Origin of the sequence: Thermocatellispora tengchongensis, assembly GCF_014202315.1 — a bacterium.
Taxonomy (GTDB): domain Bacteria; phylum Actinomycetota; class Actinomycetes; order Streptosporangiales; family Streptosporangiaceae; genus Thermocatellispora; species Thermocatellispora tengchongensis.
On the sequence record NZ_JACHGN010000013.1, the window covers coordinates 80,620 to 93,539 of the forward strand.

10 protein-coding genes and 1 pseudogene are annotated in these 12,920 nt (G+C 70.4%); 9 read left to right on the top strand and 2 right to left on the bottom strand.

Going from position 1 to position 12,920, the window contains the following annotated elements; genetic code table 11:
* Nucleotides 1–368 precede the first annotated feature (368 nt).
* Entirely contained in the window at nucleotides 369–1,559 is a 1,191-nt protein-coding gene (locus HNP84_RS28295; RefSeq protein ID WP_185052979.1) for a lipid-transfer protein, read from the top strand.
* Between the two features lie 132 nt (nucleotides 1,560–1,691).
* Nucleotides 1,692–3,209, top strand: a complete 1,518-nt coding sequence (locus HNP84_RS28300; RefSeq protein WP_221336862.1) for an AMP-binding protein — start codon at nucleotides 1,692–1,694, stop codon at nucleotides 3,207–3,209.
* Between the two features lie 174 nt (nucleotides 3,210–3,383).
* Here the strand turns inward: HNP84_RS28300 and HNP84_RS28305 are convergent, their stop codons facing one another.
* Nucleotides 3,384–4,430, bottom strand: coding sequence for an LLM class flavin-dependent oxidoreductase (locus HNP84_RS28305; protein ID WP_185052980.1), 1,047 nt, complete (start codon nucleotides 4,428–4,430; stop codon nucleotides 3,384–3,386).
* Nucleotides 4,431–4,586: 156 nt separating this feature from the next.
* On the opposite strand from HNP84_RS28305, the gene HNP84_RS28310 reads away from it, so the two are divergent.
* The 7 genes and pseudogenes from HNP84_RS28310 (at nucleotide 4,587) to HNP84_RS28335 (ending at nucleotide 11,924) form a co-directional block, all read left to right on the top strand.
* Nucleotides 4,587–5,249 (top strand): TetR/AcrR family transcriptional regulator, encoded by a 663-nt coding sequence (locus HNP84_RS28310; RefSeq protein WP_185052981.1) that lies wholly within the window; start codon nucleotides 4,587–4,589, stop codon nucleotides 5,247–5,249.
* A 318-nt stretch (nucleotides 5,250–5,567) separates the two neighbouring features.
* Nucleotides 5,568–6,461 carry an SMP-30/gluconolactonase/LRE family protein gene (locus HNP84_RS28315; RefSeq protein WP_185052983.1) on the top strand — a complete coding sequence of 298 codons (894 nt, stop codon included), beginning with the start codon at nucleotides 5,568–5,570 and terminating at the stop codon, nucleotides 6,459–6,461.
* A gap of 172 nt (nucleotides 6,462–6,633) precedes the next feature.
* Nucleotides 6,634–7,304, top strand: a pseudogene (locus HNP84_RS56235) (thiolase family protein); the annotation flags it as partial.
* Between the two features lie 111 nt (nucleotides 7,305–7,415).
* Nucleotides 7,416–7,763 (top strand): hypothetical protein, encoded by a 348-nt coding sequence (locus HNP84_RS56240; RefSeq protein ID WP_312925945.1) that lies wholly within the window; start codon nucleotides 7,416–7,418, stop codon nucleotides 7,761–7,763.
* Between the two features lie 64 nt (nucleotides 7,764–7,827).
* Complete coding sequence (locus tag HNP84_RS28325) at nucleotides 7,828–9,504, top strand: long-chain-fatty-acid--CoA ligase (RefSeq protein WP_185052984.1); 1,677 nt, start codon at nucleotides 7,828–7,830, stop codon at nucleotides 9,502–9,504.
* 102 nt (nucleotides 9,505–9,606) lie between these two features.
* Nucleotides 9,607–10,749 carry an acyl-CoA dehydrogenase family protein gene (locus HNP84_RS28330; RefSeq protein ID WP_185052986.1) on the top strand — a complete coding sequence of 381 codons (1,143 nt, stop codon included), beginning with the start codon at nucleotides 9,607–9,609 and terminating at the stop codon, nucleotides 10,747–10,749.
* Complete coding sequence (locus HNP84_RS28335; RefSeq protein WP_185052988.1) at nucleotides 10,746–11,924, top strand: CaiB/BaiF CoA transferase family protein; 1,179 nt, start codon at nucleotides 10,746–10,748, stop codon at nucleotides 11,922–11,924. Before HNP84_RS28330 ends, HNP84_RS28335 begins: the two co-directional genes overlap by 4 nt.
* A 6-nt stretch (nucleotides 11,925–11,930) precedes the next feature.
* Here the strand turns inward: HNP84_RS28335 and HNP84_RS28340 are convergent, their stop codons facing one another.
* Nucleotides 11,931–12,920, bottom strand: coding sequence for a LacI family DNA-binding transcriptional regulator (locus HNP84_RS28340; RefSeq protein ID WP_185052989.1), 990 nt, complete (start codon nucleotides 12,918–12,920; stop codon nucleotides 11,931–11,933).

The window sequence follows — 12,920 nt, forward strand, 5'->3', positions numbered from 1 at the left end:
GCCAGGAGGCGACCGTGGCGACACCCGTCATCTCGGCACGCGGCCTCTTGCCGCCGTTGTCCGGACAGAAGTGAACCGGCGCTCACCGCCCTTCATCGGCGCCTTCACCTTCGGCGTGCCGTATGGGCGGCGCCTATCACTGCGATCCTTCGTCCAGGCGTCATGCTTGACCTATGAAGTAAATCTTGCTTCACTTGTCGCCAAGGTTGCACTACCGCCCCGCCGTGGGGGAGTCCATGGAGAAAGCCGGGCGAGTGGCCTGTCCGCCCCGGCGGTGGTGACGGACCGTCGCGTCATAAGTGAACCGTTATTAGGCGCCGAATTAGACCTGGGATCAGTGGGCCCGGGATCGGAGACAGGAGAAGACCGTGTCGGACAGGGTGGTGGTGGCCGGCGTCGGAATGATTCCGTTCGTCAAGCCGGGCACAAGCGACAGCTACGACCAGATGGGCGCAGAGGCCGCCCGCCGCGCCCTTGCCGACGCGGGGCTCGCGTACGAGGACGTCCAACTGGCGTACGCCGGATATGTGATCGGCGATTCGACTTCTGGCCAGAAGGCGCTGTATCACCTCGGTCAGACGGGCATCCCCGTCTTCAACGTGAACAACAACTGCTCCTCGGGCTCCTCGGCGCTCTACCTGGCGCGGCAGGCTGTGGACACCGGGGTGGCCGACGTCGCCCTCGCGCTCGGCTTCGAGCAGATGCCGAAGGGTCCCCTGGAGCCCGTCTTCCAGGACCGTCCCGGAACTCTTGACGCCTTCTTCGAGAGGGTCGCCGCCGCCCGCGGCGTTCCCGACGACCGCTCCGCGGGTTCCGCCGTGTTCTTCGGTGCCGCGGGTGCGCAGTACGCAGAGGACCACGGCATGGACCCGTCGGTCTTCGCGCACATCACGGTCAAGTCCCGAAAGCATGCCGCCAACAACCCGTACGCGATCTTCCGGGCCCCGCTGACCTTCGAGGAGGTCCTGGCCTCGCCTCGGATCTACGGGCCGCTGACCCGGTTCCAGTGCTGTCCGCCCACCTGCGGGGCCGCCGCCGCCGTCGTGGTCTCGAAGGAGTACGCGAACAGGCGCGGTCTGCGCTCGGACGTCGTCATCGCCGGCCAAGCCGTGGCGACGGACTTCCCGGACGCCTTCGACGGCGACATGAAGAAGCTGATCGGCTACGACATGACGGTCGCGGCGTCGAAGGCCGTCTATGAGCAGAGCGGCATCGGTCCGGAGGACGTCAAGGTCGTCGAGCTGCACGACTGCTTCACGACCAACGAGTTCATCACCTACGAGGCTCTGGCCCTGACGCCGGAGGGCACCGCGGAGAGGTTCGTCCTCTCCGGCGACAACACCTACGGCGGCCGGGTCGTGACCAACCCCTCGGGCGGCCTGATCTCGAAGGGCCACCCGCTGGGCGCGACAGGTCTCGCACAGTGTGCCGAGCTCGTCTGGCAGTTGCGGGGCGAGGCCGGGGGACGCCAGGTGGAGGGCGTCCAGGTGGCGTTGCAGCACAACCTCGGCCTGGGCGGAGCCTGTGTCGTGACCATGTACAAGAAGGTGGACGGCTGATGGGACGACTCGCAGGCTCTATGTCTCGGGCCAGGTCATCGTGGCCGGCGGCGGCTTCGAGGGCTGACGTCCCCGAGGGGATCGCCGTCCCTCCCCGGCAGCCCTGATCTACCCCCCGAAGGAGAACACCAGATGGACGCCGCGATGGTGGAGCGGATCCTCGCCGAGAGTCCCTCCGAGCCGTTCGTACGCACCCTGCGTCGCCTGGCCGAAGCCGAGCCCGACGCTCCCGCCCTCACCTGCGGCGAGGAGTCGGTCACCCGCGGCGAGCTCGAACGGCGATCCAATCGTCTCGCGCGGACCTTCGCGGAGAAAGGTGTGGGCCTGGGCGACTTCGTCGCCATCGCGCTGCCGAACGGGATCGACTTCTTCGTCGCGTTCCTCGCCACCCTCAAGGTCGGGGGAGTGCCGATGCCCCTCTCCTACCGCCTGCCGCTCGCGGAGCGCAAGGCGATCGTCGATCTGGCCGGCCCGAAGCTGCTGGTGGGCGTGGCGGAATCGGACCACCCCGGGTTCGCGGGCCTGCCCACCGGATACCGGCCGGACGAGACGATCAGCGACGAGCCTCTCCCGGAAGTGGTGTCGCCGGCCTGGAAGGCGCCCACGTCAGGTGGCAGCACCGGACGACCCAAGATCATCGTCGCAGGGTCTCCGGCGGAGGGATCGCCGGCGCTGAACGCCCTGCTGTTCCGGAGTCGCCCGGACGACGTTCAGGTCGTGGTGGGGCCGCTCTATCACAACGGGCCTCTGGTGTTCTCCATCGGCGGACTGCTGCTCGGCCAACACCTCGTGATCATGAAGAGGTTCGACGCCGAGGAACTGCTGGGGCTGATCGAGAGGTACAGGGTCAGTTGGCTGATGCTCGTGCCCACCATGCTGCACCGCATGCACCGAGTGCTCCAGGCGGGTAAGCGCTACGACCTCTCCTCGATCCGGGTCATCTGGCACATGGCATCGAAGTGCCCGGAGTGGCTCAAGCAGGCGTGGATCGATCGCCTGGGGCCGGAGAAGATCATGGAGCTCTACGGCGGCACCGAGATGCAGGCGGTCGCCGTGATCTCCGGACAGGAGTGGCTGCGGCATCGCGGGTCCGTGGGACGCCCCGTCATCGGGCAGATGAAGATCCTCGATGCCAACGGCGACGAGGTCCCTGCGGGCACCGTGGGCGAGATCTTCATGAAGCGGCCGGAGGGCACGCCCGCGACCTACCGCTACATAGGCGCCGAGCCCCGGGGAACCGGCGACTGGGAGACGCTCGGAGACCTCGGCTGGAAGGATGAAGACGGCTACGTCTACATCAGCGACCGCCGGATCGACATGATCGTCAGTGGTGGCGCGAACATCTATCCGGCCGAAGTCGAAAGTGCGCTCGACGCTCATCCCAAGGTGCTTTCCACGGTGGTGGTCGGCATCCCCGATGATGACCTCGGGCAGCGCGTACATGCGCTCGTGCAGGCGGAGGAGGGGACGACGGCGCAGGAGCTGCTGGACTTCCTGGCGGACAAGATCGTGCGCTACAAGATCCCGCGGTCCATCGAGTTCATCGACACCCCGCTACGCGACGACGCCGGCAAGGTGCGACGCAGCCTGATGCGTGACGAAGCGATCGCGAGATTGACGAGCAACGCGACGTTGAAGAGCACCGCTTGAGGCCATCCGGACGGGCGGATCCGCCGCGGCGCTTCTGATGGACGCCGCGCGCGAGCAGCCCTTCCGGCCCCGGGCGCCGACGATCGGCGGCGCGGCCGGGCCGGTTGACAGGCGGCGAGGTAGCAGGCGACGCCCTCCTCGATCTGCCGGCCGGCAGGCGGGTGGGTGGGTGGGTCAGACGGTGAGTTTCGCGAACTCGGTCATCTCGGCGACCGGATCCACGACCGGCTGGATGACCAGTTCGTTGACGCCCGACTTCTCCATCTCCGCGATGCGGGCGGTGAGCTCGTCGGGGGTGCCGACGAGGCCGAGCTTGTCGACCAGTGAGGGCAGGACGAGGTCGCGATCCTCCGGGGCGATGCGGCCCAGGTAGTTGCGATACAGCACCTTGTGCCGTTCGTCGGAGGTCGCGGTGGTGCCGCGCCGGGCCAGCAGCCGCTGCACCGCGTCCTTCTCCTCCTCGGAGAGATTCGCCGCGAAGGACGGGTTGTCCGCGGCGAAGGCCAGCAGTGACAACGCGATATGTCCCATCGCGTCACGCGAGGCGTCGCCGTAGCGGTCCTCTCCCTCGGCGAGGACGTGCATCGAGGTCATCACGTAGGAGTCCGCTTCGGCCGGCCGGCCCGCGGCGCGGGCGGCGTTCCTGCGCTCCTGGGTGAACGCCGCCCAGGCACCCGGGTCGAGCAGACCGAACGACAGCACGCCGGTCCCGCGGCGGCCGGCGATCGCGGAGGCTTTGAGACCGAACGCCGCCACCACGAACTCGATCGGGTCGGTGGTGTTGACGTAGGGGCCGATGTGCATGAACTGGACCTCGCGCACCCGGTCGCCCTCGCGGTACTGCGTCGGCCGGCCCGAGCACAGGTCCTGGAGCGCCGCCGTGAAACGTTCCAGTTCGGCCATCTTGGTCGGCAGCATGCCGAGGGTGCGCCTCGCGGTGTTGCCGGTCCCGATGCCGCAGATGACCCGGCCCGGCGCCAGCGCGTTGAGGCTGGCGAAGTGATTGGCGGCCGCGGGGGCGGACCGCAGTGCCGGTGAGGTCACCCCGACGCCGAGCTTGATGCGGCTCGTGGCCTTCGCGCACAAGGCCAGGGCGATGAACGGATCGCCGTGAAGCATCGGGGTGTCGTACACCCAGAAGCTGCTGAAGCCCAGCTCCTCGGCCTGCGCCGCGAGCTTCTCCACCCCTACGTGCGCGGTGACCACGATGCCCTTACGCATGGCCGCGCCTCCTCGTCGAGTAGACCCAGTGCTAAAGTTACTAAGCGCATAATTACTTCGCCCTGGATCTCTGTCAAGGGCGCCCGGGACCGAAGGTGGGACGGTAACCGAGAATGAGGTTGATGAACAGGCAACCGGTCGTGAGGGGGGCGGGCCATGGCCGCCAGGCGGGCTAGACCGCGGCCGCAGGCGTCGGCGCTGGTGGACGACGAGACCGATGAGGAGTTCTGGGGCTCGGAGTACCCGCCCGTCGCGCGGAGCCTGCTGACCTCGGCGGTGGCGTGCTTCGCCGAGAAGGGGTTCGAGGCCACCACGACGCGCGACATCGGCACCGGCGCGGGGTTGAGCACGGCGGCGCTGTACGTGCACTTCCCCTCCAAGGAGGAGGCGCTGTTCGCGATCATGCGCATCGGGCACCAGCGCGCGCTGGAGGCGCTGGGCCCTCAGGCGGCGCGCGACGGCGCGGACCGCGACCCGGTCACCGCGATGGCCGACCTCGTCCGCGGCCTGGTCGGCTGGCACGCCCGCCATCACACCGTGGCGCGCGTGTGCCAGTTCGAGCTGACCGCCCTGACGCCGGAGCACTACCGGCAGATCATCGCGGTGCGCAAAGGCATCACCGACGTGTTCCGGTTCGCGGTGTCACGGGGCGTCGCCGCCGGCGTGTTCGACGTCGACGACGTCAACCGGGTCGTCCGGGCCATCTTGTCGCTCGGCGTCGATCTCGTGCGCTGGTACCGGCTCGACGGCGCCGACTCGCCCGACAAACTCGCCGAGGTCTACGCGGGGCTCGCCCTGCGCATGCTCGGCGTGCGATAGCCCCGCCTTCCCTCGGCGCCACTCCGCCCCCGGCGGCCGCCAGGCGCCGGGCGACTCCGGCTGCGCCCGGTGCCGCCCGGCGCCTTTTCGCGCCCTGCCCCCTGCGGCGGTTCGCGTGGGCAGGGCGGGGACGAACACCCGACGCCCCCATTGACATCGCCTGCCCGCTAGTTACTATGCGCTTAGTAAGTTGCGATGCGGGTTCACGAGGCGGGAACCTCGCCGGGGCGTGTGGCGTCACCGGCCGGCGCGACAGGGTTCACCCCGAGGGCTCACGCGCAACGTCCGCGCCGCGCAACCGTCCAGTGGAGGGCGAAGATGAGTCGCGACATCACCACCGTCTTGACCGGGTTCTCGTACACCGAGGGGCCGCGCTGGCACCAGGGGCGGCTGTGGTTCTCCGACATGTACACCCATCAGGTGCTGTCGGCGGCGGAGGATGGCCGCGAGCTGCGCGTCGAGGCCGAGGTCGCCGGGCAGCCGTCCGGGCTCGGCTGGCTTCCCGACGGGCGCCTGCTGATCGTCTCGATGCGCGACCGGAAGCTGCTGCGCCGCGAGGCCGACGGCACGCTGGCGACCCATGCCGACCTGTGGGACAAGGCGGGCGGCCATCTCAACGACATGGTCGTCGATCGCCATGGGCGCGCCTTCGTCGGTGACTTCGGCTTCGACCTCATGGGAGGGGAGCCGCTGAAGCCCACCGGTCTCCTGCGGGTCGATCCCGACGGAACCGTCACCGAGGCGGCGGGGGAGCTGTGGTTCCCCAACGGCAGCGTCATCACCGACGACCAGGTCCTGCTGGTCAACGAGACCTTTGGGAACCGGATCACGGCCTTCGACATCGGCGACGACGGCACGCTCGCTCATCGGCGCGAGTGGGCGAGGTTCGGTGACCTGCCCACCGAGACCGAGATCCCGAAGGTGCTCGGTCAGCTCGCCGTCGCCGGCGACGGGGCCGCCCTGGACGCCGAGGGCGCGCTGTGGGTCGCCGACGCCGTGGGCGGTCGCGTCGTCCGCCTGCGCGAGGGCGGTGAGATCCTCGACGAGATCACGCCGGGCACCGCGGTCTTCGCCTGCGCGCTCGGCGGCGAGGACGGCCGCACGCTGTTCGTCTGCGCGGCACCGGATTTCCACGAAGAGGCACGCAAGAACGCCCGCGAGGCCACCATTCTGGCGGTCCGGGTGGAGGTGCCCGCGCGTGGAACCGCGTAGACCGCTCGGTACCACGCCTCGCGAGGGGGCCGCACGTCACGCCCCGGGCACCCGATCCGCCGCGCTCCGGCGCGCGGGAGCACCGGTCGCATCCCTCCTCCGAGCCGGCGATTTGTGAAGGGTTTTCGTGAGCACGAGAGAAGCAGTGATCGTCGATGCCGTCCGAACCCCCGTGGGCAGGCGCAACGGCGTCCTGGCGGCATGGCACCCCACCGACCTGCTGGCGCACACGCTGCGCACCCTCGTCGCCCGCAGCGGCGTGGACCCCGCGCGGATCGCCGACGTCATCACCGGCTGCGTCCTGCAGCACGGAGAGCAGGCCGGAAACGTCAGCCGCTGGGCGGCCCTCGGCGCCGGGCTCCCCGAGCGGGTGGCGGCCACCACCATCGACCGCCAGTGCGGCTCGGGTCAGCAGGCGGTGCACTTCGCCGCCCAGGCCGTCCGCAGCGGCGAGTACGACTTCGCCATCGGCTGCGGCGTCGAATCCATGTCCCGGGTCGATCTCGGCCCCCTGTTCAATCCCGCCGGCGGCTTGGGCCCCTGGTACGGCCGGCGCGCGCTGGCCCGTTACGACGGCAACCTCCGCGCCCAGGGCCCGTCGGCGGAGCTGGTGGCCCGGCGCTGGGGCCTGACCCGCGGCGAACTCGACGACTACAGCGCCGAAAGCCACGGCCGCGCCCACGCCGCGACCGTGGCGGGCGCGTTCGCCCGCCAGCTCGTCCCGATCACCCCCGATGGCGGCGAGGACGCCTCCGGGCTGATCACCCGCGACGAGGCATCCGCTCCGCCGTCGATCCGGCGAAGATGGCCGCCCTGAAGCCGGTGTTCGCCGAGGACGGCTTGATCACCGCCGGAAACGCCTCGCAGATCAGCGACGGCGCCGCCGCCGTCCTGGTGGCCGAACGCGGCGCCGCCGAAGCGGCGGGCCTGCGGCCCAAAGCGGTGATCCGCGCGATGGCGGTCGCGGCCGACGACCCGATCCTGCAGTTCACCGCCATCCTGCCCGCCGCCCGCAAGGCGCTCGGCCAGGCGGGGCTGTCGATCGGCGACATCGACCGCATCGAGGTCAACGAGGCGTTCGCCCCCATACCGCTGATCTTCGCCAAGGAGTTCGGGGTCGGCGCCGACAGGCTCAACGTCAACGGTGGCTCGATCGCCATCGGCCACCCGCTCGGATCGACCGGCGCGCGCCTGCTGACCGACCTGGTGTACGAACTCGGCCGCACGCAGGCGCGGTACGGGCTGGTCGTCGTCTGCGAAGGCGGCGGGATGGCCAACGCCACCGTCATCGAACGCCTCTGACCAGGGACACCGCCATGGAGTTCATCGACCGTACCTATGGTGCCGCGGTGACGGGAGATCCGGCATGACACGACAGATCGTCCGCGGCCACCCCTCGACGATGGGTGACGACTACCAGCTCAACACCACCACCCTCATCCGCCACGCCGCCCGTACCCACGGGGACCAGCAGATCGTCTACCGGCTCCCGGACGGCGGCTGGGAGCGCTACGGCTACGCCGACTGTTACGAGCGCGTCTGCCGGGCCGCCGACGCCCTGCGCGCGCTGGGGGTGTCGCCCGGTGACCGCGTCGGCGTCCTGGACTGGAACGGCCGCCGCCACTTCGAGCTGTACTGGGCGATACCGGGTCTGGCGGCGGTGATGCTGCAGATGAACCTGCGGCTGGCCGCGGAGGACATCGCCTGGGTCGTCGGCCACAGCGGCGCCTCGCTCATCGCGGTCGATGAGTCGCTGCTGCCGCTGGCCGAATCCATCGCATCACGGGTCAGCGGCGTCAAGGGCTGGATCGTGCTGACCGACCGGCCGCTGGATCGGATCGAGACCACGCTGCGGCCCGTCCACCACTACGAGGACCTGCTCGCCGCCGCGACGCCGGTCGCCGACTGGCCCGTCGTCGACGAGCGCTCGGCCTACAGCGCCTGCTACACCACCGGCACGACCGGCCGTCCGAAGGGCGTCTACTACTCCCACCGGGCGATCTATCTGCACGCGATGGCCGAGGCCGCCGCCCTGGGCATGACGCTCGATGACTGCACGATGCTCATCACGCCCATGTTCCACGCCCAGTGCTGGGGCCTGCCGCAGGCGGCGACCCTCACCGGCGGCAAGCTGGTGCTCCCGGGCCGCTACGTCGCCGAGGACACCGGCCCGCTGATCACCGCGATGATGGACGAGGGGGTCACCATCGCCAACGGCGCGCCGGTGATCTTCCAGCCGATGCTCGACCACATCCGCGCGCACGGCCTGCGTCCGGATTTCAGCCGGACCCGGCTGCTGGCCGGTTCCGCCGAGCCACCGCTCACGCTGATGCGGGGATTCCACGAGGCCACCGGAGCCGACGTCATCCACGGCTACGGCGCGACCGAGACGACGCCGTTGATCGCGGTGAACCGGTGGAAGCGGAGCCTGAAAAGCGACCTCGACCCCGAGGAACTGTGGGACCTGCGGCGCAAACAGGGGCTGCCGCTCACCGGCGTCGACGTCGTGCTGCGGGACCAGGACGGCCGCGATCAGCCGCACGACGGCGTCAGCGTCGGCGAGGTCTGCGTGCGCGGCCCCTGGATCACCGCCCGCTACCACGATCTGCCCGACTCGGACGACCGGTTCACCGCCGACGGCTACTGGCGCAGCGGCGACGCCGGAACCATCGACGAACACGGCTACCTCAAGCTGACCGACCGGATGAAGGACGTCATCAAGAGCGGCGGCGAATGGATCTCCTCGATCGACCTGGAGAACGCCATCGTGGCCCACCCCGCCGTCGCCGAGGCCGCGGTCGTCGGCGTGCCCCACCCCAGATGGCAGGAACGCCCGGTCGCGCTGGTGGTGACCGAACCCGGCCGGACGCTCAGCGAGCAGGAGGTGCGCGACCATCTCGCCCCGCGCTTCGCCTCCTGGCAGCTTCCGGAGTCGGTGCTGTTCGTCGAGGAGATCGCCCGCACCAGCGTCGGCAAGATCGACAAGAGGCGGCTGCGCGCCCAGTACCGAGACCACTACATCTCCGGAAGCGGAGATGCCTGACATGCCCGGCAGCCTCCTCGGCGCCGCGGATCCGCGCGAAGACGTACGGGCGTTCCGCGCCAAGCGCCGTCCCACCCTCACCGGCCGCAGAAAGAGAGACCGATGAGCTACCGCTCGCCATGGATGACCGACGACCTGGACGAGTTGCGCGACCTCACCCGCCGGTTCCTGGCCAAGGAGCTGGAACCGAACCAGGATCTGTGGTCACGGCAGCACGCCGTGGACCGCGAGTTCTGGAACGCGGCGGGCGCGATCGGGCTGTTGTGCATCAGTTGCCCGGAACGGTACGGAGGCGGCGGCGGGACCTTCGCGCACGAGGCCGTCGTCATCGAGGAGCAGGCCCGCATCGCCGACGACTGCTGGGCCTACAACGTGCACAGCACGATCGTGGCCCACTACATCAACGCCTACGGGTCCGAGGAACAGAAACGGCGCTGGCTGCCGGGCATGGCCCGGGGCGAGCTCGTCGGCGCCATCGCCATGACCGAACCCGGCGCCGGCAGTGATCTGCAGGCCATCCGCACCACCGCCGTCCGCGACGGCGACCACTACGTGATCAACGGGTCGAAGACCTTCATCACCAACGGCACCCACTGCGATCTGCTGATCATCGCGGCGCGCACCGGCGAGGAGCGCGGCGGCAAGGGGCTGTCGCTGATCGTCGCCGAGACCCGGGGACTGCGGGGCTTCCACCGCGGCCGCGTCCTCAGCAAGATCGGGCAACACGGCCAGGACACCCGCGAGCTGTCCTTCACCGACATGCGGGTGCCGGTCGCCAACCTGCTCGGCGAGGAGGGCCAGGGCTTCGGCCAGTTGATGGCGCAACTGCCCCAGGAGCGGCTGACCATCGCCGTGAGCGCCGTCGCCGCCGCCGAACACGCCGTCGACCTCGCCGTCGAATACGCCAAGACCCGCACCGCGTTCGGACAGCAGTTGCTGGCCTTTCAGAACACCCGGTTCGTGCTCGCCGAATGCCGCACCGAAGCGCTCGCGCTGCGCACGTTCGTCGACCACTGCATCATGCGCCATCTCGACGGCGCCCTCGACATGGCGACCGCCTCCATGGCCAAGTACCTGGCCACGGACAAACAGTCGGAGATCATCGATCGCTGCCTGCAGATCTTCGGCGGCTACGGCTACATCACCGAATACCCGATCGCCCGGATGTACGCCGGCGCCCGCGTCCAGAGGATCTACGGCGGCACCAACGAAATCATGAAAGAACTGATCGCCCGATCGCTATGACCGGCACACACATCCCGACCGGCTCGGGCGCGGCCCGGCACGCCCGTCCGAACGCCGCCCCGCAGCCCGTGCCCGCCGCGGCCGGGCAGGGGCCGCTCACCGGGTTACGCGTCGTCGAACTCGCCGCGATCGGCCCCGTCCCGCACGCCGCGATGATCCTCGCGGATCTGGGCGCCGACGTCGTACGCGTCGAACGGCCGTCCGGTGGGCTGGACCTCGCCGCCGGCCGGCCGGACCACCTGCTGCGCGGACGCCGGTCGGTGCACGCCGATCTGAAGACGCCCGCCGGCCGCGACATCGTACGGCGGCTGGCCGCCAGGGCCGACGTGCTGCTCGAAGGGTTCCGGCCCGGGGTCGCCGAACGCCTCGGCGTCGGCCCGGACGAGTGCCGCCGCGCCAACCACCGGCTCGTCTACGCGCGCATGACCGGGTGGGGCCAGACCGGCCCGCTGGCACGGCGCGCCGGCCACGACATCAACTACCTCAGCCTCACCGGCGTCCTGCACGCCATCGGACCCCCGGACGGACGCCCCGTGCCGCCGCTGAACCTCGTCGGCGACTACGGCGGCGGCTCCATGATGCTCCTCACCGGCGTTCTCGCCGCCCTGTGGGAGCGGGGGCGGTCGGGTGAGGGGCAGGTGATCGACTGCGCGATGGTCGACGGCGTCAGCGTCCTCGGACAGGTCCTGTGGGCGCTGACCGGCGTGGGGCAGTGGCAGACCCGCCGCGGCGCCAACCTGCTCGACGGCGGCGCCCCCTTCTACGACACCTACCGGTGCCGCGACGGCCGCTACGTCGCCGTCGGCGCGCTCGAACCCCGGTTCTACTCCGCGCTGCTGGCCGGCCTCGGCCTCGACCCGGCCGACCTCCCCGGCCAGATGGACCGCGAGGGCTGGCCGACGCTGCGCGCCCGGTTCGCCGCCACCTTCCGTACGCAGCCCCGCGACCATTGGGCCCGCGTCTTCGCCGGCACGGACGCCTGCGTGACACCGGTGCTGACTCTGGAGGAGGTCGCCGCGCACCCGCACATCGCCGCCCGCCGCACCATCATCGAGGTCGACGGCGTCCCCCAGCCGGCGCCGGCCCCCCGGTTCTCCCGCACACCCCCAGCGCCGCCCCGATCCCTTCCAGACGGCGCCGGCACCGAATCCGTCCTCACCGATTGGGAGGCATGACGGCGCCTATGTCGTCTCTCGCCGCACCAGGCTGAGACCGAGCGTCACGCGCTGCTTGGGGCGCTGAGGGTCGGCGATCTCGGCGAGCAGGGTGTTCACCGCCGCTCTGCCCGACTCCTCCAGGGGCTGGCGGATCGTGGTCAGGCCCACGCATTCCGCGAGCTCATCGTCGTCGAACCCGACGACCGCCAGGTCGTCGGGGACGCGGAGGCCCCGTTCGTGAGCGGCCCGCAGCGCGCCGACGGCGATCTGGTCGTCGAAGGCGAAGATCGCTGTCGGCCGGGGATTCTGGTCCAGCAGCTCGGCCGCCGCGGCGGCCGCGGAGCGCACGTCGTGGCTCACCGTCCGCACCCGGCTCGCGGGCAGGGCCACGCCGTGCGCGGCGAGCTCGTCACGGAAGCCGGTCAGGCGTCCTTCGGGCGGCAGGCGGAGCTGGGTGGGGATCTTGTGCTCCTGGATGTAGCCGATCTCGCGGTGGCCGCGTTCGAGCAGATGCCTGGCCGCGAGCCGGCCGCCCGCCGCGTCGTCGATGGACACGCTGCTGAAGTCGGGGTGGGTGATGTCGACCAGGACGGTCGGCAGGCGATGGTTGATCAGCCGTCTGGCGGCCGCGTCGTCCAGCGGCAGCGCCATCACGATGAGGCCGTCGAGGCGCTTGGTGAGCGGGAGGCTCGCGAGCCGGGGAGAAGCGATCGCCGCGGACTCCTGGTCGTAGACCACCAGTTCCGCCGGGTGCTCGTTCACGGCCTGCATGGCCCCGTTGAGCCGGCGGCTGAAGGAGCTGTACGACGTGAACGGCGCTACCACGCCGATCCGGCCTATGCCCCGGCGGGCCCGGCTCGCCGCGTCGGCCTTGGGGACGAACCCGAGTTCGTCGGCCGCGGCGAGCACTCGTTGGAGTGTGGCGGCCCGGACCCGCTCCGGTGAGTTGAGCGCGAGCGACACCGTGGAGATGCTGACGCCCGCCCGCTCGGCGACCTGGTAGATGGTCGTCAC